This is a genomic window from Blastopirellula marina, from assembly GCF_002967765.1.
Lineage (GTDB): Bacteria > Planctomycetota > Planctomycetia > Pirellulales > Pirellulaceae > Bremerella > Bremerella marina_A.
This window is the reverse complement of the sequence record NZ_PUHY01000016.1, coordinates 74,839-100,334: the sequence shown is the minus strand read 5'-3', so window position 1 is coordinate 100,334 and position 25,496 is coordinate 74,839. Positions and strand designations below refer to the sequence as shown.

Here is a 25,496-nt window from a genome sequence, read left to right as displayed (position 1 = left end):
CATGTTGTTCAGTGAACAACCCTTAGCATTCTTTCGAAACGGCTCACCCCACTCCGTTCGCGTTCGGAAAGTACCCTAAGAGATTGAGGTGATCAAGGTAAGGGTACAGAGTTCATGCAACGCAGCGCCCGATGTTATAAGGGGAAAGCTAAAATAGTGGTACCTCTGCAAAGTTAGGTTGCCGTATTTCACAGCGGTTGGACAAACCGAAATCAATCTATATTGCATGTCTGCAGTCGTCGCAGCACTTGGGTCAACCAAGCTAGACTCACACCGAGAAACCGACCAAGTTTGGCCCTTGTTGTGAACTCGCCTGAGTCAAGAAGCGACCGATAGTAGCGGGCGGTTTCGAGTCCATCGAATCGCGACCTTTGCCTCTTAAGTTTCGGCTTCAGAATGGCCGAAATAGGGTTCCTCTGGCTTTGTAGAAAACTCAAGGATTTCTATGACCCGCTAGCGGGATTTCCAACGTAGCAGTTCTTAATGAGCGTTACGAGTAAATCTCCGTTGGATGTTTTGGTCACTGCTTGGGCTGTCGCTAAGCAGGCGTTGCCTGCCTGGTGCCGAAGAACTTTCAGCGGCTTGATTATCGTAGGATCACCGAGCAGCTTCTCGACTGTTCGTCGCTCGCCGAAGCGATCGAACTCGACTACATTCCGCACTATACAACGCTGCAAAAAGCGGCCCAGCGATTACTCGCTTCTGAGTCGTTTCAGTCACTTTTGGATGAGACCGTGGCGAAGCAGATCGGGCGTCGGAAGCGGGTACCAGATGCGGCAATCGATTCGACAGGGCTCGAAGCGACTTGTGCCAGTGCCTACTTCGTACGGCGACGGAAAACGAAGGATAGACCGTGGAAAACCGATGTTTAGCAGCAATTTACTAAGCTAAGCCTCGTGAGCGACGTCGGCAAGCACTTCATTCTTGCGGTTCGTGTCGGCAACGGACCGCGACCGGATGTGGACGAATTTCAAGAGCTGTTCGGTCAGGCAGCGAAACGTGTTCGGTTGCATCGCATCTTGGCCGACGCTGGCTACGACAGCGGAGCCGCGTTGGTCAGATTGTTTTGTTGAGTGCTCATTACTGGGAATCGAAAACGGAAGATTGGTTTTCAATAAGGCAAATGTTCTTCAAAAATGGAATGCCAAAGGTATGTAAATGCCCAGTTGTCGGTAGCGAAATGTAATGCTGGTAAATGCGCATGTTATGGAGTGTCCTCACTATAAGTACCGCGGTTCTGAACGTTGTTATGAAGATAATCGAAGGCGTGAAAGACAGCATAACAATTGGTGCAGAGTGAATTGTAGAAGAATATTGTAAAGCACGACCGCTACTGAGTAATATCAATGGGAGTAGCAGTGTCAGAGAATATCAGAAATCTATTTGACTAGACATGTGTAACTACTTAGTCTGTCATTCTCATCAATAAGTTATCAAAGTCTGTTGTTTCGCCATGGGTGGAATGTGTGAAAACGCCCTCGCCTCATTGCAGCCGAGCACCATTGTCTCTCACTTACTGAGGTTAAGCCGTGTTTCGATTTCTAGCAGTTTGTTGTTCATTGTTCGTTTTTCTTACAGCGTCCAGTGCTTTCTCCACGGATCTTCCTTTGGAAAGTCTAGACTATGCGAGCGCATTGAAGATTGCGGAAATTTCGCAGGAATTGAGCGACTCTATCGATGACGTTCGGGAGACCAGCTCGCTGCTGAAATCGAAAACGCCAACCGAGATCTTTGATACCGTCGTGGCAGAAGAAGAGATTCGCAAAGACCTGGAACAACTATTGCAAGAAGCCATCAAGCCGCTACTCGTCGAAGCAGCTGACTCGGAGGTCATTGCCGAATTCTTGCTTCTTGAGGCCGAGGTAAATGAGCTGAAGGAAAAGGCTGAATTAGCAATGGGGCGGCTACAGGCCGGACGAGATCGTCTGGAAGCCACTCGCGACGAGTTCCTGGCCGAAATCGAGGAGCTTCAATCTATTGCAGAGCAGATCGACGTTTTCCTCTCAGGCGAAATCTCTGAGCCTCTGCTCTACCTGAGGGCAACCATCGCGCCCGCATTGAAGGAAAAACGTGTCATTGCCATAGGGGCAGGTCAAGTACTCGAAATCCAGATCGTCGATGGTGTCGACCAAATCTTTGCCAAAGAAACAGAACTTACTGTCCTAGCGAATTACAACGGAATCACTGCCAAGTTTAGGAAGGTCAAATTCATTCTCGAGCCACCGAGCTTGGATTTTTCCGAAGCCGAAGTGATCTTAGACGAGAGTACTATTGAGAACGCGGCTAGCAAGTTACTGGGAGAGGCGCTAAATGAGATCAACATCCCACTTCCTATCGAAATCAAAGACATTAAACCTTATGTCGACAATGGTAGTCCCCGGGTGAAAGCCACGGTTGAGTTCCAAGTTCCTGGCCTTGAGTTTCTCAATGAAGTACCCAATGTTGTTTTTGGAGGTGCTATCGACATCGGGCCCGGAGCTACAGCCGGGGATTTCGAGGTTGAAATAGCCGAGGATCTTTCGCTTGAAGTTCCGGTGGCAGTTCAACTTGGTTCGGGAGTTGAACTCTCAGAAATTAAAGTTCAAGTCGATAAGGCTGCGAAAGTACGATTCACGGGGTTTATAGACAACTCCGGCGAAGGGAACGCCGTTCGACTACAAATCAACACTGAGTTCGTTCTTCAAGGCTCCCCTTCGGTGGAAGTCACCGGATACGTCCTCGTTCCTGACAATGCCGTCGGAACCTTTAGAGTACGATTTGCAAAAGATGGGGTAACGGGAAGTGCACAATTTCCTTATAGCCGTAAAGATAGTTTGCCCGGCGATCCCGACGCGCCTGCCGAACGTATTCCATACGAGACCGCGGTCCAACTCTTTCAAGGGGACTTTCAATTTCGGCTCGATTCACAGGGCTTTTCGGCGGAAGGGGCATCCAAGCTGCTTCAAGTCATCAGTATGCAATTCGAAATGTATATCAGCTTTGATGGAAGCCAGCCTAGCACTTTCAAGGGTCGGGAGTCGATCGCGCTTGACGGAATTCGCGGCGAGGCAGCGCTTTCCGCGGCGATCTCTCCAAACTGGAAGGACTTTCATCTTGAGGTAACGATTTGGGTCGAGGTTGACTTAAAGATTTATAAGCCGACGGCTCGGGTCGCGATTTCTGTCGATGGAAGTATTGAAGGTGGCGTCTATCCCAAGGGCTTCAATCATAGAATTTCGGCAAGTGCCCTGGGAATAAACATAAACTTTGAAATAACTGATTCGGCGATCTCTGAACTTTCACTATCCGATATCGAGCAGCGATTGCGGAAACAACTGGGCGATATGACCAATCGACTGTCCGTCGCTGCAGCGGAATGGGAGAATGACAAGCGAAAGCTACTTGCGCGATGGGAGCGCCATTGGGCGGAAACACTTTCTAAAGAGGCCAAAAAGTACGGAGTCGACAAGATCAGTACCGGCGACCCTCGAATCGATAATACGCTAGGTAAGGTCTCCGATGGGTTCAAGAACGCAGGCGGATTTCTTTCTCAAGCGAGTCAATCCGCAGGTGGAGCCGTAGCCGGGTTACGGGACAAGGTAGGCGGCTTTATATCCCAAACTTTTCGTGGTGGTTTCGGTTCAAATACACGAGTGAGGGACATCCAGTTTGTAATGCTCCAGGATGATGACAACTCGGAAGAGTTTCGTCCCGCATGGATTTACAATCAACTGAGAGAACTTGAAAGCCAACAGGAGCTTAACAATCTGGACAAGGTCGCCGAAATCTTCAAGGCAGGTCTTCCAGGGGAATTGGCAAAGAAAGCCGAGGCCACCGAGAATTTATTGGGTGGTGAATATGGAACTTCAGTCAGCTTAGTTATGCAGGGCATGGAAGCGGAAGAAGTCGATCCCGATGAAGTTGATCGCGCCTTTCAGGTTCTTGATGAATTTCCACTATTTCTGCCGGATATTTCAGATCCATTCGAGCCTTCAACCCCTGAAGAGACGTTCCAACGCTTTGAACAGTTGGTCAATCGTTTCGCAATATTCCGAAGCCGAGAGGAAGGCGACGTACTTCGCCAAATACATATATCGTTCGGCGATTGCTACGTGGACATATTGGAAGACAAGCAGGTCGACGTCGTCTTCCTGGTCCGAATTGCTGGTATTGAAATTGTACGAAATTCCGATGGAGAGCCAACAAAAAATTACGCTTCCAACATCGTCCCGGTGCAATTGCGATTTCGTCCCGCCTTGCAACACGGCGATCTATACTCGGTGGGGATTGAACTTCAAGACGTAACGAAGCTCAACGATAAGCAGAAAGATTGGATCAAAGCGAACGCAAAGCTACCTGAAGGAGATCGCGACGATGACTCTCCAGGAACGCACTCAGTTGTCGAAATTGATTTCAGTCTCCCGCCAGAAGAACTGAGTGAAGATGATGGCCCAGAGAAAGCAGAACGGCTTCTTAAGCAGGTTTTCGGCGAAAAACCGGATGCCCCTGCTGGGCTGGACATGAATGTGATTGTTTCGCATGCCGTGCAATTGGCCATAGTGCGGAGCTTTCCGCAAAGCCAGATCGAAGGGAATCAGGCGTTCTATGCCAAGCAAATTGTTTTCGACAACACTACCGATTCGGATGTCATCGTAGAGCTAAAAACACATCAGCGCCAAATACGCGATCAGGACTTTGTATGGCAGTGGCAACCCTCGCCACCTGGGGCAAGCTCGTTCTTGACGATCCATGTGGCTGCCAATTCACAGAAACGAGTTGTGGTCGACCAAGGCATTTCAGTCGATGACTATGGGACTGGCCTTCAGCCACTAAAAGCAAGTCGTATTCGAGTACGTATCCAGAGCCAATCGGGGGAGACCTGGGATTTTGTTGATCGAGACATCTTCCTCTTAGAGGCCAACCCTCGACTCGGAGGTGAACGGGTTTATGATGCCCCTTCGGTAGAAACTTTTGTTTACACCATTCAAACTCGGCTTGCTCCGCCCGTTGTCAAAGCTCAACTCTACCAAGAAGACCTAGCGCTGATCGAACACGATGGACAAGCAACTTCCGAATTCTACCTGCCCGTTGGTACTGGTGATATCAACCAAATCCTCAAAACGCTGACCGTTGAGCCCCATGCGATTAATGAACTTCCGGAACACGATGCCGACTGGCGTTTCGAGGCAACGATCGATAGCAGCGTCCTGCACTCGAAAGGGAATCTGGCCGGCACCGCCGTTCCACCTCAGAAGCGAGCGATACGAATCTTGGTGCGCGACCAGCCGGATGATACGAAATCGTCACCAGGACAAGCGGTCGCAACCACGCCTGTTCGCATCCGCTATGCTCAGTCGGCCCGTCACTGGCAAGCCGGGTATCAGCTTCATCTATTTCCCGATCGTGCCTCGCAAGGACGCCGATTTGATACTGCATTGAGGGGCTTCTACCTCTTCGAAAATACGTCTGGTACGGATTGGAAGGATGTCGAAGTTGAACTTTCAAGCGGAACTCGCGGCCAACGATCTGGCTTTCAACTTGGCACGGAGATTGAAATCGGAAAGGTCGATCTTGCACGTCAGAAAGCAAGACTCGTGCTTCAATCTCGCAAGCCCTTGAAAGTGGAGATTACCCCACAACTGCTATACGACGTGGCAAAAGATGACACCCACCCTTACCGTCAAATAAAACTTGTGAGTGAAAACTACCTTCCTGGCGGTTCGATCGCCGTGGTGGAAGACGGCCAGCCCGTTTCCGAGATTTCGATGAAGGACTCCGGTCCTGGCGAACCTCAAATTCTAAATTACCCAGGCATCAAGGAGGAAAGAGTGTGTTTGCGGCGTATTGGGGTGAATGAGGTCACCGTTAGCGAAATAAGATGTTTGGTCAAAGAAAAGCTGTACTTTCTTCCTCGAAATCGAACCGTCGAATTTGAAGCGAATTTTGCTGAAGAATACTCGCGGGCAGCGACACGAATTAACGTACGCATACCAAAGGAATCCGGTTGGCAAGCAGTTGATTTTACCACAACATTGGGGCCAGGTGACCCGAAACAGACGTTGCTTATTCCTCAATATCGTGCAGCAGGTTGGAAGTCGTCTTGTGTTGACCTATGCCGAGCCCCCCTCTCGCAACTTCAAGGGATTACGCTGCCTTCGAATGATCCGTTTAGGAAACTTCTCAACACGGTCATTGAATTGAGAAAGGCTCACAAGGATCGAGAATTGAACCATCTACTGTGCTTGCCTGATCTCAAGGTGAGCGATGTTCAAACGCATTGTCACATAGTGAGTGAAGGAATGAAGCTAGATCTCACCGTGACGATCAAGAACTATGGTGGCGGTAGTGCGATGCTCAAGAAGGGTACCAAGATATTGACCGCCAAGGGATTTCCTGATGTCGTGGTCGAAACGTCTCAATCCGTGGCCCCTTGCTGCCAAGTCGACTATCACATCGAATCGCTCGTGAAAGTGAAACCAGACCAGTTTTCGGCTGACTTGATTCTTGATCCAGATAATAAGATCGAAGAATGGGAGGAAGCAAATAATGTATACCCGTTTGAGATTCCTGTTTCTCGTTAAAGTGTCCCGAGATGTGCCACGCGAGAAGTCCTCATCTTGGTCGCCTCGTATCGCTTCCTTTAATCAAGTACTCATGATTGGATCTTAAAATGTTCCGTTGTTTTGCGGTCAGTACATTAATTTTTACGTTCTACGCTATTCCACTAGAAGCTGCGGACGAAAATGTGGATACATCCGAAAGTCCAGAGAACCGTGTTGCCGCCATGTGGAAAATCATCGACAAGGTGGTATCGGATCTAGATAGTGGAAACACGAGTTCTGTTTCGCTGAATAAGAAGAAGTTCCTGCTCCATGTTGCTTGGCACGAGGGGGCATTCTTAAAGCATCGAAAACAAATTGGTGGCGGGCCAGGACGCAGTTTCTTTCAGTTCGAAGCACCGCTCGCCAAAGATGCGGTTCTATATGCCAAGCAAAAGAATTGGCTGGGTCGCCTTGCAAGCGCGTCCGGCAAGACGGAAAACGAGTTGGAGACCGCAGCAAATGCCATCACGGGAGGCTCTTGGCCAGATGACAATGCGATCGAAGAATCGCTCCTTGAATCTGACCTTTTCGGTACCTATCTGGCTCGTATTGCGCTAAAAAGGATTCCTCAAGCGATTCCCACCGGCAACGCAGCCCACGCGGAGTATTGGGCTGATCATTGGAAACGCGTCTTTTCTAGTCCTGAGCAGAGAGCGGAGTTGATAGAACGATTTGAGAATGAAGCTGACGACGTGGATCAGCATATTCCGTAAAGCTATTTTCAAATACTCATTCCGGCTCCGATTACTTTTTTAGCCGCTGATGCTTTCTCTGGATAAGTCGATTGCCCAGGCCAGCAAGACGACCAGTGTGACTGAGCAGACCTAGTTACGCTAGGGGAAGGAGTACGATGGCATTCTTACCGACTTGGACAGGCGACTAATGTTTCTGAAGAGGAGAGAAGGCTCGGCTCAAGGACGTTCTGGCTGACACCGAACTGAACAAGACGCTACCGAAGGAAGCAACTTCGGAAAGTCTATCACTTAAGACTGGTTTCATTCGGAGAGTACTTCGAGTGCCAAATCGAGGATCACTTGCTGCTCATGTATCCTTCTGATTCACTTTTTATTCACTGTTGCATGGTTCAATGGTTTCCAATTATGAACCCGTGAAGGCAAAGTGTTTCTCTTTAATTCCGAAGACCGTGAGTCTCGCTCCACTTAAACCCTGGTTTAGCAAATAACGCTCAACCAGGGTTTTTTCGTGCGCGGTTGGAAACGGCCTGCGAAATGCGTCGTTCTATCCCACTTCTTGGCAACGGGTTACGAGGGCGTGTCTCTCAGACGCTGTTGTCTCTCTCTTACCGAGACATAACCCAGACGTTTGTGGGCAGAGCCTCCAAATTCTCTTTTGGGCGTTTGTCTCACCATTTTGGGAGAGACATTGGGCCCGGGTTAATACCCCGTTGGGCTCGGAGTAGCGGGGCATACGCAAACTGGGCGCTGACTGTGATCGCTAAAGGTTTCCAACGGATCAGAAACCGATTTACAACTTGCGTCTGATGGCGGGCCGTAGAAATGCTTGGGTAGGGTGGCGTCTAGTGTTGGAATCGGTACCCCACTTCTCGCGTAATCGATTTCGCGCACATGACGGTTCGACCTTGTGCGTGCAAGAACTCGTGGTCGAAGAGAATAGGATCTGCATCATTGCGCGAGTCTAACGCTCATCGGGAAAGCCTGAAACGGATTGACGTGCCGGCCCGATGATCGCTCGACAGGGGCCTCCTTTCAAGCACGAAAGAGTGTGACAACTCGTCAACCTACAGCTAAAATCGCATCTTGCGAAAATCAACTGCTTGTGTACTAGGTCGCACATTTGCCGCCTACAAGAGGTAGGCAAAAACTTACTATAAATAGTTATGTGCCCATGAACTGTACTGAGATCGAATCGAGGACTGATTGCGAGATTGTCTATATCCACGGTGCAGTCGTGAGCGATCTCGCCAAGTTTTTGGTTCCATCAGTTCCGTGGGTCTGGATTCTTGGGCATCGTCCGAATCGTTACATGCAATGGTGGGACGCCACCGTCCCTCTAAACGCTAAGGGCACTGATTTCGTCGGATCTGTACGTGGCTTGTGTCTTGATCTGCAGCTGCCAACAGCTGACTTTCTTTCCCTTGCCGCGGACTTCGACGATCATGGTTTGGTGTTGATCCAAAGCAACTGCCGAATGCCCGATACGCTTTCGTTGGATTTAGTTCCCGAATCGCAACAAAATGGCGTCTTGATTCAAAACGGGGCCACACTGAAAATGTATTTGCCGCATGCGATCGAAACTGCGCAGGTGCAGAGTTTTACTAAGGGCCACCTCGCAACGATCATCGGCACATAGCAAAAAAATGCACCCGAGTCGCGAAGTCGGGCGTTTTTGCAATGGAGAAACTCTCGTCGCGACTGTGTGATTTTATACGTTGTCTTGCAAAGTACTTGGCTGATCGTTGCTAGGCCCGCCTTTCAAAATGCGTAAGGAGGGCGTTTCATTCGTCGTTCCAACGGCGGAACAGGATGGTTCGTCCTGGGGCGTGCATGAAACTCGAGGGCTCAGTTCATTGCAAGGATTGGTTCTGCGGTATTATTGACCCACGCAGTCGTACTAAGCGGCGTCATCAATTGGACGAATCTACCCAAACGAAGGCAATCTCCGCAGTGGTTCTTCGTTCGCAACCCATCTGATCGAGGCGGGCTAAGGCATCCGCACGGTACAGTAACTCCTTGGTCACAGTGGCGTTAGGACGACGATAATTTATATTCATGTTTTGAAACAGGAAGGCCGTGGTGCCCGCAGCCCGGCTGATTTCGACAGCGTGGATTCGGAATAACATGCGCACGTTATTCGGAAAGGTTCTGAATAAACACTATTTAAATGGCTTGTTACCACACGGACCTATGGGCGGAACATCAATTCAAATTCGCGGTTCATATTCTGGTCCCGATTCTGGATCCGACGTAAAGAAGTACCAGCAGTTCCACCTTCAAACGATTGATGTCGAACCCCCGGAATTGTTGCAACGTTTCCAAGAATCGTTTGGCAGCTTTGTCGGTTCTTTCGGCGCACCATGGAACGCGACACAACACATTCTGGACTATATGTCATACGCCGCCAGCATTTTGATCCGTGGAGAAAGAAGCGGTGATGCACCAACAGTGTGGGAAAGCTTCGTGAACCTCTCTGGCTGTGCAGGAATGGCGCAAACGTCTAGCGAAGTTGCGGCACATTGGATACGAATGTGGGCGAATCAGCGTCCTACTGAGTTAAGTACCCTTCTTTCTGATCACGGATTCAGCGTCTCAAACATCGAGAAGGACGACGAGATTTTGAAGTACTTCCCTACCGCCGAGTATGGATACACATCGTATTGGTCGGATGCTGCCGATGCAGGCACCGAGGACGAGCCGTGGGCCGGAAAATTTGATATAGATGTTGCTGCATACGATCATTTAGCTGATGGTGGTTTAGCTTTGGCACGGAAACTGGAATCAGTGGCTGGTGAACTAATGTCGGACGGAATATGTCGATGCCAGCTCTGCAATCCGATATTTGACGCCGAACGATACGCCATCTAACAAGGCGCTGGACCAGAGTCGCCGATCTGGTTGAAATCAAATGGAAAGCTGATTGCAGCGACCTGGTCAGCTTTGACGTTAGGTGTCATGATCGATGAGATCGACGAGCCGCTGACACCGCACCAGGTTCGATGCCTGCCCGACGAGTTTTGCATCGACTTGGGGTTTTGCTTGCCGCCTCCCGACATCGTACGGTTCATGCTCGATCATCCACACGACGCTAGGGCATTCGCGGACGAGTTGTACCGAGCCGAAGGTATCGACCTCGAAACCGCGGACATCCGCACGGTACAGGAACTCCTTGGTCACAGTGGCGTTAGGACGAGGATGATTTATACTCACGTTTTGAAAAAGGAAGGCCATGGCGTCCGTAGCCCGGCGGATTTCGACAGCCTGGATTCCGATTAACGTGCGCACGTTATTCGGAAAGGCTCTGAATAAACACTAGTTATCCGACCGACTGATGTACGACGAACTTGAATCCGTCATCGCTAGCTTTCGCCACCTTCAAGAACTGGATCTCGACTATACCCACAGTCGCTTGCAACTGCCCGTACCGTTTTCGCGTCGTCAATGGATGGCGTACGGCTACACCGTTCCGAGCGAAGCCGCTGCTATCGCGAAGAAAGACGGAGTGCGCGTTGACATACACGGTGCCGGTATCGAAATTGTGCATCCCGAATTCACAATCGACTATGACTACGGTCCCAGTGGCGAAAGTGATTGCTTTGATGCGTGGCGACTTGCACTCCATCGTCACCGATGTCGCGGACTTCCGATGCCAGTAGAGGGTCAATTGGAAATACGGGGCTGGCTCGACGCTGCTGCAGAAGACGGGATTGTCATCGCACTCCCTGACTCACCATGCTTTGTGCATCCCGGCTATCGCTCGACCTGGAAATAAACCGCAGAAATCGGATAACCATTGCATGCAACGGAGGACGGGTGGAGAGCGTTTTGGTACGCTTGCGAGTCGTTCGCCCGTCCCCGCTGATGCGTGTCGTTGTGCAGAAAGAAAATGAAACCGACCGAATTCAAAAAACGATTTCAAAGCGCCTTTGGAGAGCTTCCCGACGGAGTGGATCTTGATCTCGGGAAGTTCAGGGAATTCCCAAGAGAGCAGGTTGAAAGCCTTCAAATTTCCGAGAAGGACAAGAGCATACTGAGAGAGGTGGGATTCCCAGAAGATGCCGCTCCATTTCTTTCCTTCACATACAACTTGGAACGAATGAATGAATTGCAGTCGAGCCTAGGCGAAGAATTCGCAAGCTTCCGGGTTTTCGGGCACAACGGATCGGGAGATTTCATCTCGATTGATGAGGCAGATGGCAGCATCTGTTACCACAATCACGACAACAGAATGCAAAGAATATTTATCAATTCGTCGCTCAGTCAGTTTGCGGAGGCCCTATGTCTAATGGCGGAAGCCATCGAAGCAGATTATTCCATCGACTTCATAGGTGCACTTTCTGACATTGATTCAGCAGCTTGGAAGGATAGGACGTTCTGGCCTTCGGAATACGAAATGATGAAAGAATAAGCATAACCAGTCGCTGGTGGTGACAATATTCGCTGACGCTCAAACTGCACCATAGCTTTAACGTTATGCCCTTTCTACGAACAACAATCGTCCTACTCATCGGCACTTCGTTTTGCGGTTGTGATGCGACAACCCCCGCAACAAGTCCTGCGGCGGCACCGACAGCAACGGTACCGAAGATGCAATTCACCGTCGAAGAAGTTTTCTATATCCAGCCGCCTGTCGATCGCGTAGTCTTGGTGGGGACGATAACCAATGGTACTGTGCGCGTAGGAGATAAGCTCGTGGTACATACATCTGCAGGGCCAGTCGATGTCGACGTTGACAATATCGAGTCGATCCAACAAGGTGATCTAAAACAAGCCTCAAAAGGCCAGCAGGTTGGATTGACGCTGACTGGGATTCGAAGTGATCAGCCGTCAAAAGGTGATCGCGTCACTCCACGGGGCGGGGCATGACTTAATCGTTATCCGAGCTGACATGACCGATAAGCGGTTTCCTTCGATGAACTCGGTATTAAACGCCGCAACTCTTGGCTATCTCGACGGGCTATGCGTTGCATTAGGGCTCGTTTGGACGGAGGCCGGAATGGGGTATTCAATTTCGACGCGATCCGGTGAACATCACCTAGTGCTGGCCCAATTTTCGCCATCCATGTTTTCGGGTTCCGCCGACGACGATGAATTTGAGCGGTGTCTTGAAATCGTTTGCCTTCTAAAGGATCTCTCCAAGAGAAAGGGCACCCCCTAGCGCGTGTATTTGTGCACATCGTAATTCTTGGACAGCAACCACTTGCCGAGTTGGTGAGTCCAAGACTCGTCCCCTTCTCGTGACGGAATCGGCTTCTCGCTTGCGAGTACGATACGCATCCGGTTATTACTCGACGTATTAGGGGTGGACTTTTGAGGAAGTATTCCACATTTACCGATCGACTTGTCCTCTCGTAGTCTGTATTGCTCGAAATAGCCGAATGGGGTAGATACACGGAACGAAATTTTTTCGCTAGTGGAGTTTGTAGTGAAAAAGCAAGTTTCCGATGGTCCGGGGGAATCGGCCGAAGGCTGCCGAACGCGTTGCTGGTTTGATTCCACAATCCTTTTTCGGTTGCGGGGGTTCCGCCCGGTCGGGCTGACGAGAGTCGAAGCGAATGTCTTGATCGGCGCCATCCGGCAACAGACGGAATCGACTCAATTTTGCATGCACGACCGCTACAAGGGCGGAGGGTGCCGAGTTGATCAGCAGCACATTCGCTCATTGTCAGAAGGCTACGGCATCGGTGGAGATGCGAAACCGCGTCAGATTTTTAAGGCCAAGGAAATCGACAATGGCTGAACACTCGATTAGCACATTTGGACCCTTTCTGGAGGTTGGAACGTGCGTCTTGATTTCGCGGGTACTTCCGCAACAAACGACCTACTACTGGACGGGGCGGCAAAATCCCGACAGGGTCGCTGATCGCCAGTACCGCATGGACCCCAAGGGACTTGCTCACCTTCGCGGCGAATTGAACGCTCGAAACGCCCGCTGTGTGTTTGTCCATGTGCCGATGAGGACAAACTATCTATGGGCCCGCAATGCCCTTCGACGGTTGCATGGCGATTGTGCCGGTCGGGCGTATCACGAGTTGATCCATGCTAACGATCTTCCGATCGTGGGAATGGATTTCAACGACTACGCGCGGTTGAGTTCCACCGCGCTGGAAATTCTCGACCGAAGCGTCTGCTACTTCAAACGAGAATTGCCGGTCGATCGAAACCGTCTCCTGCCACCCAATCCGACGGCGAGACAACGGTCACTGCTAGCAGCGAATAAACATAAGCTCCGTCCGATATCGCTGGGGTTATGCCGTGGTCGGCAAGCGGCGATGCCTGATTCAGGAATCGCCAAACAATACGACCTGTTTTTCTCCGGCGCATTGAATTGCGAAGTTCGAAGAGCTGGTTTCCCGTTGCTGGAAGAGTTGCAGCGGCAAGGCATCAAGGTTCATATACCGCCGTCTCGGGTCGACCGTCCGGAATTTCTCCGCATGTGTGCCCTAAGCCGTCTCGTTTGGTCGCCCGAAGGATGTGGTTGGGATTGTTTCCGGCACTATGAATCTGCGGGGGCGGGCTCAGTCCCGGTAATGAATGCCCCCTGGATCGTGCCGTACCGCCCATTGAATCACGGCACCGAGGCGCTCTACTATCAATTTTCGGAAACGCCCAGTTGGTTTCAGCCGCCGCAACCCTTCGTAGAAACGGTCCTGCAAGCCTTAAACGACCGCGACCGGCTGGACGAGATGGCCTGCAACGCCCGACGGCACGTCAATCAATTTCATACCCACGAAGCGATCGTCGATCATATTGTGAAGACCGTCGTCACCGAACAGTTAAGCTCAGCCCCAAATTTGCTTGGTGTCGCGTAGGCTAGAATTTTCGCCCCAGTTTGCTTCAAGACCAAACTTGCCTAAGCAAGCATATCGTCTAGACGTTACCCAAGAAGAAAATCTTTTTGCGAGAGGAAGAACGTGAACGACTTCTGAAGCTAGGTCGAGTCTTGGGACTTGCGATTCGCCAATTGATCACCATCGTCAAGAGCCTGAGCAAAAAGCCTAAGCCGCCGCCGTCAGGGGTATCAGTGTTCGAGGCGTGGAAGCCCGCTCAACCGGCCAAGCTGCAACCCTTCAAACCGGTGCAGATCGTGATGCAGAAGCCGAAGTCCGTCAGGTTTCAAGACGGATTAGTTTTGAGCCTTTGCAAATCCGCTGGGCGTATTTGCCACAACATTCAATCGCCAAGCAACGTTACCGGTAGCAATGCTAACGATGTTCCCGATCTTCACCATTTTCAATTGCTCAACGAATGATTCCAGTCGAGCAAGGCAAGCTTCCACGTCAGGGACTTTCTGGCCTGTATCCACCAAGTTTGCAAAAAGATCATTCTTATTGACTGCTCGACTCGTCAGCACGACTAGACCATATTTCCATAACTTCTCTGACCTGCTGCCAAGCAGTGCCATTTCGTTGTCCTCAAGCTGAACTGGAACAAGGAAATCGCTGGATTGCTTATCGGGGTTGTCAGGGTCAAATGCAACCAAGACCTTCTTCGACTCCGCCATCAAATTGTCACTCCCATGGTCGATAACACTTGTGGTGAAGTTTATGCAGTTCCCTCGATTGGAGTCGCATAACGGATGAAGCATCAGCACCGCCAATTGATAACGGCTTTATGTGATCCACGTCGTAACCAGGCGGAACCTTACCCTTTTCCAGCCAAGGCCTCATCCAAGAAGGCGCGTTCGGATCATCAAGTAGACCCTTAAGGAAGTTCCGCTTCGCCGCCGATCTGCAAACGGTTCCGGTAGCGATACCGTTTGCGTGCATGTTTGTGTCCCACGCCTTTGCTGCTTCCGCTCGACTAGCAAACTGCCCCTTGGTCCCTGCTTGAAACTCATTCCACGTTTTGAATGAAGGACCACTTGTTGGGGCATTAGACTTCTCGTCGTCATCGTCATCATAACAACTCCCGATTGTCGTGGAAGGAACAGGACCTCGCCCCATTCCGCCACCACTCTCCGTGGAGGGCGGTGCCGGCTTATCTTTTGGGGATGTGGATGCCCCTTCGCCTTGATCTGCCTCCTCCCCGCGCCGAACCCATTTAATGAGTGTTCTCTGTTAGGGAATTTATATCTGATGCCGCGAAAATGATGGGACGGATGCCGAAGTTACCACGTTCAGCGTGGCCGAAATCCGGTGCCAAGAACGCTTGGGTGGGATTCTAAAGTCTTATTCTCGGGCTGCTTGATTCGGGTTCGAGAAATCGAGTTGCATCCTCCACCACGACGATGGTGCGTCCCGATCGTGGATTTAACGTGATTCTTTTAGTTCGTTGCCCCGATCTTTTCGGCTGAAATCTTAATTTTCAGTTGTCATTCCAAATCGAGATCAGGCGTAGTTTTGCTTGAAAAATGCCACTGCATTCTGTTGCCATCTTTTTTCGTACAGGGCGACCCGTTGACACGGAGTTCAGCGGTCAACACGTGCCTGAGCAAAATGCCTCAGCCGCCGCCATCAGGGATGCCGGTGTTCAAGCCGTGGAAGCCTGCTCAACCGGCCAAGATGCAACTATTCAAACCAGTACGGCCTGCGAAGATCGTGATGCAGAAGCCGACGGTGTGAGTAAGTTTTGTTTAGGTCTCATCGTTTTCGCTACTTGCCAATTCTTCATCAAACCAGACATCTTCACAGGACGGCGCAAGGAGAAAACGCCAACCTGTTGGTAGTTGCAAGTAGGGAATTACTCGTGGACACCACGAAGCCAAATTCTCCGCATGCAGCGGCACAAAAAAATCAGGGTCGTCGGACCACTCGCCGGCCCAAATATACCATCCCGTAGTATCGCCAACGGGTTTGACTCGCAGTCCATTGATTGGCTCGACTCCCTCTCGCACATTTCGTGCAATCCCTACTTTGAGGTGCAGAGAGTATGGCATTGGTGTTGCTCCAAACCGTTCGCAAACCGACTGTTGCCTTTCAATGTCCGTCTGAGTCATTATCACAATCCTAGTAGAGCTTTCATGCGTTTGGAGAATGCAGACAAGAGACCACCATGCTTCGCTGAGCATTCCGGGCAGTGTGGCTGAACGGCATGCACCTGCGACTGTCGGCCCGGCTCCACTTGGGCGTGAATACGGTTTCGATACGCTTGGGTTCGGCACGAAATCGTTGCTGGGAACATTTGAAATTCCCCTTGGGGCATTAGACTTCTCGTCGTCATCGTCATCATAACAACTCCCGATTGCCGCGGGAGGAAAAGGCCCTCGCCCCATTCCGGCACCACTCTCCGCGGAGGGCGGTTCCGGTTTATCTTTTAGGGATGTGGCTGTCAGGCAGTGGATTCAAGCACGCGGTAGTAAATGGCCAAGGCCGCCGTCTACTCCAATGACTTGTCCGGTCGTCCAGTTATTTTCGGGTTGAATGAGCCACTCAGCCAGCGACGCGACCTGTTCCGGCTCACCGAATCTTCCGAGGGCATGCATCTTGAGGGAAGCAGTCGCCGCCGTGGAGTTATCCCAGATTCGTCGTGTCAGCTCGGTACGAATCAAACCTGGACTGATGACGTTCACACGCACATTCTGTGGTGCGTACGTTGCAGCTGCGGACCGTGCCAGACTTATTACGCCACCCTTCGCCGCCGCAATCGCTTCGTGATTCGGGATGCCAATTTCAGCGGCGGCAGATGCAAACAGCACGATCGAACCGCCACGCTGCCGAAGTAATCGAGTACCGGCCCGAACCGTGGCGAATGCGGTGAATAGATTGGTGGCGATTACATCCTGAAATTCTTCATCGCTCGTTAAGTGTGCCGCCTTGAGAAGAATTGAACCCACGCAGCACACCAGGGCATCGAGCGGGCCATGTTCCTCGCAAGCCTGCTTTAAATCCGTCTGCAAGGAATCGGAGTTTTGTAAGTCCGTGACTAACCACGGTTGCTGGAGACTGGTGGCAAGATCTTGAAGCTTAGCGACGTCGCGCCCTACAAGCAGAACTTGGTTACCTTGCGATACCAGTCTCTGGGCAAGGCAACTACCGATCGTCCCTGTGGCACCCAAAATAGCGGTATGTGGCATAATTACCCTGAATTCTCACACTTGGAGTACCCACGCTTCTCGGCGTTGCGGCGAAGAAAGCGGGAGTATCGGTGGATAATACTCGTCCTGGTAGGTACCGCCATGAAATCTGAGGCTTAACCGACAAGTTGAGAAACCCTCAAGAAACCCAGGAATAGAATGAATTCGTCCGATTTTTGACGTGACCACAAGAAATCAATCCTTCGCCTAGTCTCGAACCGAATCGGGCAATTTGCTTCGGTTCAGGATTTCTCAAACGCTAAGTCAAACATGAGACCGCAAGCGAATGACGGGTGAGATCAAGCGGAGTCATGTGATTGCATGTTGGACTCAAATTAAAGCCCCGTGAACGAACAACTTCTTTCGCTTACGGGGTGTCCATCCGAGTAAAGATTCCTATGCCCGGCATCCTATTTGAGGACACGGCGGTCTGGTTTTTGGAACAAATCCGAATCTCGAATGTCACGTTGAGAAAGACACGAGGAATCGGTTCCTGTCGGGAAAGCAGTTCGCTTACGAATTGCCTACCTCGTTCTTGCTAAGAAGTTCGAGAAGATCACTAATCATCTTGTGCGATTCTATCGGGTGTCGAAGAGGCTGATCCGCGTTGATCAGATAGTGGTTTTGACGTCCGACCTTTTCCTTGCGAATTACGCCTGCTTCCTCTAGATCGCCGATTATTCGCTGGACCGCTCGCTCCGTTATCCCAACTTCGATCGCGACCTCCCGAAGTACTATGCTCGGATTTCGCGACAAGAGGATCAGCACATGGGAGTGGTTCGTCAGGAACGTCCATCGTGCGGTGTTTGTCTTCTCTTGAGGAAGAGATTTCGATGCGACATTTCGGGAACGAGACGCTCTTGTCTTAGTTTCCGTGCTCGAAGCATTTTTTTTTCTGGGGGGTGCCGCCATAGTTTCGCCCTCGCGAAGGATGTATCCGACTTGGGGTCTGTGATCCCTAAAGTCTCACGGATAAACGACTTATCTTAATCAATGATTCGTGATTTGGCAATCCGGAAAAACATGTCGCATGTGATCTGCTTCATTCTAGGCTCAAGTCAGCTCCATATTTCGACCGAAAACTGGCGACATGGAATTGACGACAAAAAAGTCGTGCTTTAAACTTCGCGTGTTGTTTTGACGATATCACTTGAATTTGGAAGAGGATTCCCAATGTCGATACCGCCTATGCTTATTTATGCCGCTCCGATTGTTCTGGTTCTGGCAACGTTGATTCCAAGTTCATGGGCAAATCGCCAGTCGGCTTTTATGCGTCGGGTGTCTTACGCCCTCATTTCTGCCAGCGGTGCCGCATTTTTCCTGTTTTCGCTGATCCTCTTCTTTCAGGACGAGGTCACCAATAGCTGGTCTTGGGGAGAGACGGATGGCCATTTGAAAATCAGCGTCTACTTCGATCGAGTATCAGCATTAATGGCCGTTTTGATCTCCTACGTCGGATGGATCATCACCCGCTACTCCTACAGTTATATGAATGGAGATGCGAAATCGGGGTATTTTCATAAGTGGCTGATGGTTTGTCTGGGGGCGATTCTCGGTCTGGTCATCAGCGGTAACTTGATTCAGCTGTTCGCTTTCTGGGTGCTGACAAGCGTCGCACTACATAAATTACTGACACACTATTCCAATCGTCCTTGGGCCGTGTGGACTGCTCGCAAGAAGTTTTTGATCAGTCGACTGGGAGACCTATTTCTGGCGCTCGCTATCTATCTCATTTATCAACTCTGGGGTACAGGCGAACTCAGCCTGCTCTTTGCCAAATTCCAGTCCGGTGGATCGGGCTCTTTTGACGATCCTCTTGTTGCCCCGATCTGCATTCTCTTGGTACTCAGCGCCCTAACTAAGTCTGCTCAGTTCCCTTTCCATAGTTGGCTGCCGGATACCTTGGAGACACCAACGCCTGTTTCAGCACTGATGCACGCAGGCATTATTAACGGAGGGGGATTTCTCTTGATTCGATTGAGTCCCCTCGTTTCCCAATCGAGCAGTGCTCTCGCCCTTTGCACGCTTGTTGGAGGCGGAACCTGCTTACTAGGCGGTGTCATTTTGATGACGCAGTCGAGCATCAAGAAAAAGCTGGCCTACAGCACAATGTCGCAAATGGGATTCATGATGATGCAGTGTGGACTAGGCGCATTCGCAGTTGCTTTGATTCACATCATTTTTCATTCGCTCTATAAATCGCATGCATTTCTAAGATCGGGCAGTGCCGTTACGGCAACGCCAGTCATCCAACCCGATGTGACAGGACTACAGAGGTTCTACGCGATCACTGTTGGCATGGTTGCCTCTGTAGGGATTATTGGTGGAGTTCTATGGCTGACAGAAACTGCATCGATTCAATCCGCCGCTGGTCTGTTACTCGGGCTTGTCCTTGTTCTCGCACTTACGCATTTAATTGCGGACAGTATTGCGACTGGATCGCCACGGATTGCCGTTCTAGGAGTCACCGCGGCTCTCTTTATCAGCGGAATCTACTTTCTCAGCCATACGGTTCTGAAGGAGTTAACATCTGAAATACTTCCTCATGAAATTACGCAGGCGAGTCTTGCCTATTACATCGCGCCGGTGGCGATCGGCATTGGTTTCCTAACGCTTGGACTACTTCAACTCGCAATCACAACTTTTCCGAACGTTCGTGTCGTTCAAGTCTTGTATGTTCACGCAGTAAATGGCTTCTACTTTGACATTGCTGCGAGACGAGTAACCGCAGCAATCTGGCGGAAATCTGCGCCCACTCCCTAGGCTTAAAACTCACCACGATACTCGGCATTTTCTGGAGAACATAGACGATGGTAATCGCCCTCAAATCCATAATCGAAAGAAGTAAGAAGTTGTCGACAACTTACCCGCAGGTATCGCACGATAGTCTCCATGAACTTGACTGCATAATGCAGCGGCTCAGCGAAATTGTGCCACCCTCCTGGCCGCTGAAGGACTTCGTAGCGGTAAATCCATTCCTTGGCTTTACTGGGCAATCTCTACTGGAAACGAACGCTCTCTTAAAGGCGGTCTGTGATGTTGATTTGCTGCCGCCATTGAGCTATTTCCGACAACGCCTGCGAAACGGACATCTTTCACTCGACGATGTGGTGTTTGCCTACTCCAAGCTCGAACGCGATCCGTCAAACTATGTTGACGACTTATCGATCGATGAAGTCAACGATTGGCTACGTAGTGATGTCGAACCACACAATCCCACTCAAAGGAAAGTGTGGACCATGGCAGAGATGCTAGACCGATCCGACGGAGGCGAGAGAAGCAACCAGGTAATTAATGATATCACGCGCTGTTTATCGGGCTACCACGATGATTCCGAATCGATTTGGCGGATGCCTTGGCGAAATAGATCAGTCTTCGCCGCTTGGAAGCAATTGAGTTCCATCAGCTACCGCATGGACCTTCTCGGCATGCGCGGTTTTCGTCTATTCGTAGAAAATCTTCCGGACGATGCAGAACAGGCAATTACACAGATGCTCTCCAGAATTTCCCTGCCAAGGCATCTGTGGTTCGGTTACTGCCTTACACAACTTAGCTCAATTCTAGGCTGGGCGTCCCATGCGAAGAATCGATCTACGGCTGAATTACAGGAACTCTTGGCAATACGATTGGCCTATGACGTATTCTTAGGGCGAACATCTGATCGCAGTGTCGCAACCTGTTTTCACGAAGATATCTGGAATGGTGAGGCGTCGCTGGAAGAAATTGCTGTGTCGGGCAAGATGGATGTCATTCGCCATATCCTTCAGGTGGCATGCGAGACGAAATTCCATGGTGGTCTTGTATCCGACATCTTGCGACAGAACGAGCCCAATGACGGCGCGGAAGAATCTCTCGGCCAGTTTGTCTTTTGTATTGATGTCCGTTCCGAACCACTTCGTCGCCAATTGGAATGTTCATCGAATCACATTCAAACATTCGGGTTCGCAGGTTTCTTTGGAATGCCCCTTCGGAACGTGTCGCCAAACGACACGATAGGAAGTTCGCATTGCCCGGTGCTCATCAAACCAACTTTTCAGGTCGAGTGGGAGAAGTCAGATGCCTCCAACCCGCACGGCAGCGATTGCAATCGGCAAGCAAGAGAGAAGGAGAAATGGAGCAATGTCTTCACACTGTTTCGGTCTAGTCCAATATCAAGCTTGACGTTTGTAGAAACTCTCGGTTGGTTATCGGCCGGAAAGTTACTGTCCGATTCGCTCGGGTGGGTAAAATCTCGTTTTGGCGAAGTCTTGTTGGATGCAAAACCTAGGCTTCTCTCGCAGCAGGACACCTGTGGGATTCATCGAAACGAACTCACCATTGAGCAGCAGGTTGAGTACTGTCAAGGGTTTCTGACAAACCTAGGACTGCGTGAGCACTTCGCACGATTTGTGGTCGTGTGTGGTCATGCTTCGGATGTCCAGAACAATCTCTTTCAGGCCGGACTTGATTGCGGCGCATGCGGTGGGCATTCTGGTGAGCCCAACGCACGAGTTGCATCCTCGATGCTAAATGACCCTGACGTACGATCGGGGCTGGTGAAGCGGGGCATATCTATTCCCAAAACTACTCGGTTTGTTCCTGCGGTACACAATACGACAACTGAAGAAATCGTCCTACCTGAACTCGACACAATTCCATCCGAGTTCCGAGAGGACTTCCGAGAGCTTGAATCGGGATGCAAGATCGCAAGTGAGCGTTGCGCCGCACAACGAGTTTCACGATTTCCCGCAGAGGGACACCAGAATCTTGCAGCAAAGAGTCGGAACTGGGGAGATGTCCGGCCCGACTGGGGCTTGGTTGGTAATGCAGCATTCGTCGTCGCCCCGCGAGCCAGGACTCAGTCTCTGAATTTGACAGGCCGCGTATTTCTTCACAGCTATGAGCCAGGAAAGGATCCTTCTGGCAAGATTCTCGAACTAATCATGACGGCACCTATGATCGTCACCAGTTGGATCAACTTGCAATATTTTGCTTCGACAGTCGACAACCGAAAATACGGAAGCGGTGACAAGCTAATTCATAACGCCGTCGGTAAGTTTGGAGTGCTTGAGGGGAACGGTGGGGATCTGAGAACTGGGTTACCGATCCAATCCATTCATAACGGGACTTCATGGCAACACGAACCGCTTAGACTCATCGTGATTGTCGAAGCACCCCGAGATCGGATCGAGGCAATTATCGAGAAACATTCGGTGGTACGAGATCTGGTAGTTAACGGATGGATCACACTAGTGGCATTGGAGGAGGATAAAGCGTTCTGCAGAGAACCGGAGAATTGGCAGCCTTACGAATTCAATCGATCATCCGAGACAACTCGGCAAATTTAATAAAGAGGACGAATCTGATGCTTAGACAAGAAATAGACCCTGCAGACGAGCGGTATCTCGAATGCAAACATCTGCGAATGTTGGAAGAAGAGAGCATCTACATTCTGCGAGAAGTTGCCGAGTGCTTCGAGAATCCTGTACTCCTTTATTCCATTGGAAAAGACTCGAGCGTTCTACTGCATCTCGCTCGCAAGGCATTTTATCCTGAGAAGCCACCGTTCCCGCTGCTCCATATCGACTCGACGTGGGAATTCCGGGAGATGATCGAATTTCGAGATACCTATGTTCGGGAAGAACTTGGGATGGAAGTTCTCGTGGAGATCAATCAGGACGGAGTCGATCGAGGTGTGAATCCGTTCGAGTTTCCCAGTAATGTCTACACGGATGTGATGCGAACGCAGCCGTTGAAATCAGCTCTTTCACGTTATCGGTTTGACGCAGCAATCGGCGGAGGACGGAGGGAAGAAGAACGCTCACGGGCAAAGGAACGCATTTTTTCCTTTCGCGACAAACATCATCGATGGGATCCACGGAACCAGCGTCCAGAACTTTGGCGTCTTTATAACACCTGGGTCCATCGCGGTGACAGTATGCGAGTATTTCCTCTTTCGGATTGGACCGAGGAGGAAATATGGCAATACATACTTCTCGAAAATATTCCTCTTGTACCTCTTTACTTTTCCAAGGATCGACCAGTCGTTAATCGCGATGGCAACTTGATCATGGTAGACGACGATCGAATGCCGCTAAACGGAGCAGAGAAACCAGAATTAATGAAGGTTCGATTTCGGACACTCGGATGTTACCCAGTGACAGGCGCCATTGAATCGAACGCATGCACCGTATCGGAAATTGTTCAGGAACTGCGATCGACACGTTTGTCAGAACGTGCTGGCCGCGCGATTGACAAAGACGAAGAAGCCGCAATGGAACGTAAAAAGCGACAAGGATATTTCTAATGATCACGCACAAAACGAGAGCTGCTGATATCGATCTTCGGCATGACAATCCGCCTTCGGGGATTCTTCGGCTACTAACTTGCGGAAGCGTTGATGATGGAAAGAGCACGCTGATCGGGCGGCTATTGCTCGAGACAGGCGCGGTTTACGAAGATCAACTGCAGTCGTTGCAGCTTGAAACTAAACGTCACGGGACGACCGAGCTGCTCATTGATCCTGCGCTACTTGTCGATGGCCTTGAGGACGAAAGAGCTCAAGGGATTACCATCGACGTTGCTTATCGATATGTTCGGTCACCGCGACGGAAAGTCATTATCGCCGATAGTCCAGGACACGAGCAGTATACTAGAAACATGGTCACAGCTGCCTCGCGATCCGATGTTGCCTTGATCTTAGTCGATGCCAGGAACGGGATCGTTCAGCAAACAAAGCGTCATGCTATTATTGCTTCGTTGCTTGGAATCAAACGATTTATCCTGGCCATCAACAAGATGGATTTGATAGACGAGAAGCAGCGAGTCTATGAGGCCATTGCTCATTCCTTCGAAGAATTTTCGAGGACGCTGGATGAGGTAGAAACAATCGCGATCCCCTTATCCGGCCTACGTGGCGACAATGTCTGTCATCGAAGTTCGGAAATGTCTTGGTATGAGGGTCCTACTTTGCTAGAGGCATTGGAGTCTGCTCCCGATTCTCAATGCGACCAAGGAGACCATTTTAGATTCCCAATACAGCGTGTCGTTCGCCCTAATTCTGATTTTCGTGGAGTTAGCGGAACCATTGTATCTGGCTCTATTTGCGTTAACGATCCAATCATGGTTCTGCCGCAGGGGACACGATCTGCGATTCGTTCAATCGTCACCATGGAGGGAGAAAAACTGTCAGGATGCACTGGACAGGCGGTGACAATCACGCTGGAAGATGAGATTGATCTTGCGAGAGGTGATTGGATTGTATCGCCAGACAATGAATCTCACGTAAGTCAGAACGTCGTCGCCATGCTTGTTTGGATGTCAAGAGACGAACTCGATGTGGGAAGAACATATATTCTGAGGTGCGTCACCAAAAAGACGATGGCGGAGGTCGAATCGGTTGAATCTGTGATTGATATCGAAACGGGCAGCGACGAACAGGCGACTTCGCTCCGTCTCAACGAAATCGGGCGATGCCGCATCATGCTTCACGAACCAATCGTGCACGATCATTACAGCGTCACACGCGACACCGGAGCATTTATTCTCGTGGATAAGGTCTCGTATGAGACCGTCGCAGCGGGAATTATTTTACCTCCAGAAGAAGCCAAACAGAAAATTGGCAGTGGTAATGAAAGTAGTGTTCACTCTGGAAGTTCTTCGAGGAACATCCCGTTGGGTTCTCAAGGTGCTCGTCTGGAGCACGATTCAGTTACGGTACTTGTCTCAGGAGATGACGGCCAGGCACACGTGGATATCGCCCAAAAGCTTGCGACTGACTTAGCCAATGTTGGGTTTCATGTGGTGGTGGTGGATGAATCTTTGATTGGTGAGGGGATCGCCGAAGCATTCGGGTTTTCGAGCTTAGAAGGAAGGAAGCGACTCGTACGCAACCTTCAGGTTGCACACGTTCTCAATCAGTTCGGAATTATCAGTCTCGTTCCCGTCGAAATGGCAGACCTACGAAGGAACGAGAACGCTCTACAAATGCTTGATGGTGAAAAATACATGATCATTGAAACAGATTTGTCGAAAACTGATTCGAAAGTGATTCCGATCACGGAGAGACTGTCTGCTGGAGAGGTGCCCCAGCCGTCAAACCATGAGAAAGATAAATGTCCTTTAAGAGGATTCACGGCTGTTTCGTGTGGAGCGGAATCGCTTCACCATGTAATTGACGAGATCGCTAACAGAGTGTGGAAATAGAGTGCTATTGGCCTTCGTGTG

Annotated in this window: 17 protein-coding genes and 2 pseudogenes; 15 read left to right on the top strand and 4 right to left on the bottom strand. The window is 50.4% G+C overall.

The features are described from left to right. The first annotated feature begins 560 nt into the window (after positions 1-560). From C5Y83_RS28195 to C5Y83_RS28145, 10 genes and pseudogenes are all read left to right on the top strand, one after another. Positions 561-872, top strand: a complete 312-nt coding sequence (locus tag C5Y83_RS28195; RefSeq protein WP_105333164.1) for a hypothetical protein — start codon at positions 561-563, stop codon at positions 870-872. 21 nt (positions 873-893) lie between these two features. Then, positions 894-1,073, top strand: a pseudogene (locus tag C5Y83_RS29250) (hypothetical protein); the annotation flags it as partial. Positions 1,074-1,661: 588 nt separating this feature from the next. Beyond that, positions 1,662-6,560, top strand: coding sequence for a hypothetical protein (locus C5Y83_RS28190; RefSeq protein ID WP_146117962.1), 4,899 nt, complete (start codon positions 1,662-1,664; stop codon positions 6,558-6,560). Between the two features lie 89 nt (positions 6,561-6,649). Then, on the top strand, positions 6,650-7,294 hold the full coding sequence (locus C5Y83_RS28185; RefSeq protein WP_105333162.1) for a hypothetical protein: 645 nt from the start codon (positions 6,650-6,652) through the stop codon (positions 7,292-7,294). A gap of 1,216 nt (positions 7,295-8,510) precedes the next feature. Then, positions 8,511-8,912, top strand: coding sequence for a hypothetical protein (locus C5Y83_RS28180; RefSeq protein ID WP_146117961.1), 402 nt, complete (start codon positions 8,511-8,513; stop codon positions 8,910-8,912). Positions 8,913-9,400: 488 nt separating this feature from the next. Beyond that, entirely contained in the window at positions 9,401-10,144 is a 744-nt protein-coding gene (locus C5Y83_RS28170) for a hypothetical protein (protein ID WP_105333159.1), read from the top strand. Positions 10,145-10,354: 210 nt separating this feature from the next. After that, positions 10,355-10,552: pseudogene (locus C5Y83_RS28160) on the top strand (tyrosine-type recombinase/integrase); the annotation flags it as partial. 55 nt (positions 10,553-10,607) lie between these two features. Next, the gene (locus C5Y83_RS28155; protein WP_105333156.1) at positions 10,608-11,048 is read left to right on the top strand and encodes a DUF6896 domain-containing protein; all 441 of its coding nucleotides are present in this window, start codon (positions 10,608-10,610) and stop codon (positions 11,046-11,048) included. A gap of 114 nt (positions 11,049-11,162) precedes the next feature. Further along, complete coding sequence (locus C5Y83_RS28150) at positions 11,163-11,684, top strand: SUKH-4 family immunity protein (protein WP_105333155.1); 522 nt, start codon at positions 11,163-11,165, stop codon at positions 11,682-11,684. A gap of 179 nt (positions 11,685-11,863) precedes the next feature. Then, positions 11,864-12,142, top strand: a complete 279-nt coding sequence (locus tag C5Y83_RS28145) for an EF-Tu/IF-2/RF-3 family GTPase (protein ID WP_105333154.1) — start codon at positions 11,864-11,866, stop codon at positions 12,140-12,142. Positions 12,143-12,430: 288 nt separating this feature from the next. Here C5Y83_RS28145 and C5Y83_RS30040 read toward each other — a convergent pair whose 3' ends face one another. Continuing rightward, positions 12,431-12,553: a hypothetical protein gene (locus C5Y83_RS30040; protein WP_261341484.1), complete on the bottom strand. Its 123-nt coding sequence runs from the start codon at positions 12,551-12,553 to the stop codon at positions 12,431-12,433. Between the two features lie 455 nt (positions 12,554-13,008). Here C5Y83_RS30040 and C5Y83_RS28130 point away from each other — a divergent pair, with 455 nt between their 5' ends. Further along, entirely contained in the window at positions 13,009-14,088 is a 1,080-nt protein-coding gene (locus tag C5Y83_RS28130) for a glycosyltransferase (RefSeq protein WP_105333151.1), read from the top strand. A 314-nt stretch (positions 14,089-14,402) separates the two neighbouring features. Here the strand turns inward: C5Y83_RS28130 and C5Y83_RS28125 are convergent, their stop codons facing one another. The 3 genes from C5Y83_RS28125 to C5Y83_RS28100 all read right to left on the bottom strand — a co-directional run bounded on the left by C5Y83_RS28125 (position 14,403) and on the right by C5Y83_RS28100 (position 18,203). Further along, a complete protein-coding gene (locus tag C5Y83_RS28125; RefSeq protein ID WP_105333150.1) occupies positions 14,403-14,780 on the bottom strand; it encodes a hypothetical protein in 378 nt (125 codons plus the stop codon). Between the two features lie 1,779 nt (positions 14,781-16,559). After that, positions 16,560-17,291 carry an SDR family NAD(P)-dependent oxidoreductase gene (locus C5Y83_RS28105; protein WP_105333146.1) on the bottom strand — a complete coding sequence of 244 codons (732 nt, stop codon included), beginning with the start codon at positions 17,289-17,291 and terminating at the stop codon, positions 16,560-16,562. Positions 17,292-17,804: 513 nt separating this feature from the next. After that, positions 17,805-18,203 carry a helix-turn-helix transcriptional regulator gene (locus tag C5Y83_RS28100; protein ID WP_105333145.1) on the bottom strand — a complete coding sequence of 133 codons (399 nt, stop codon included), beginning with the start codon at positions 18,201-18,203 and terminating at the stop codon, positions 17,805-17,807. Between the two features lie 276 nt (positions 18,204-18,479). Between C5Y83_RS28100 and C5Y83_RS28095 the strand changes: the two genes are divergently transcribed. The 4 genes from C5Y83_RS28095 to C5Y83_RS28080 all read left to right on the top strand — a co-directional run bounded on the left by C5Y83_RS28095 (position 18,480) and on the right by C5Y83_RS28080 (position 25,475). Further along, entirely contained in the window at positions 18,480-20,054 is a 1,575-nt protein-coding gene (locus C5Y83_RS28095; RefSeq protein WP_158262571.1) for a proton-conducting transporter membrane subunit, read from the top strand. 89 nt (positions 20,055-20,143) lie between these two features. Beyond that, complete coding sequence (locus C5Y83_RS28090) at positions 20,144-22,618, top strand: DUF2309 domain-containing protein (RefSeq protein ID WP_158262570.1); 2,475 nt, start codon at positions 20,144-20,146, stop codon at positions 22,616-22,618. Positions 22,619-22,635: 17 nt separating this feature from the next. Beyond that, positions 22,636-23,577: a sulfate adenylyltransferase subunit CysD gene (cysD, locus tag C5Y83_RS28085; RefSeq protein WP_105333142.1), complete on the top strand. Its 942-nt coding sequence runs from the start codon at positions 22,636-22,638 to the stop codon at positions 23,575-23,577. Then, positions 23,577-25,475 (top strand): sulfate adenylyltransferase subunit 1, encoded by a 1,899-nt coding sequence (locus C5Y83_RS28080; RefSeq protein WP_105333141.1) that lies wholly within the window; start codon positions 23,577-23,579, stop codon positions 25,473-25,475. The genes cysD and C5Y83_RS28080 overlap by 1 nt, the downstream gene beginning before the upstream one ends. Positions 25,476-25,496 lie beyond the last annotated feature (21 nt).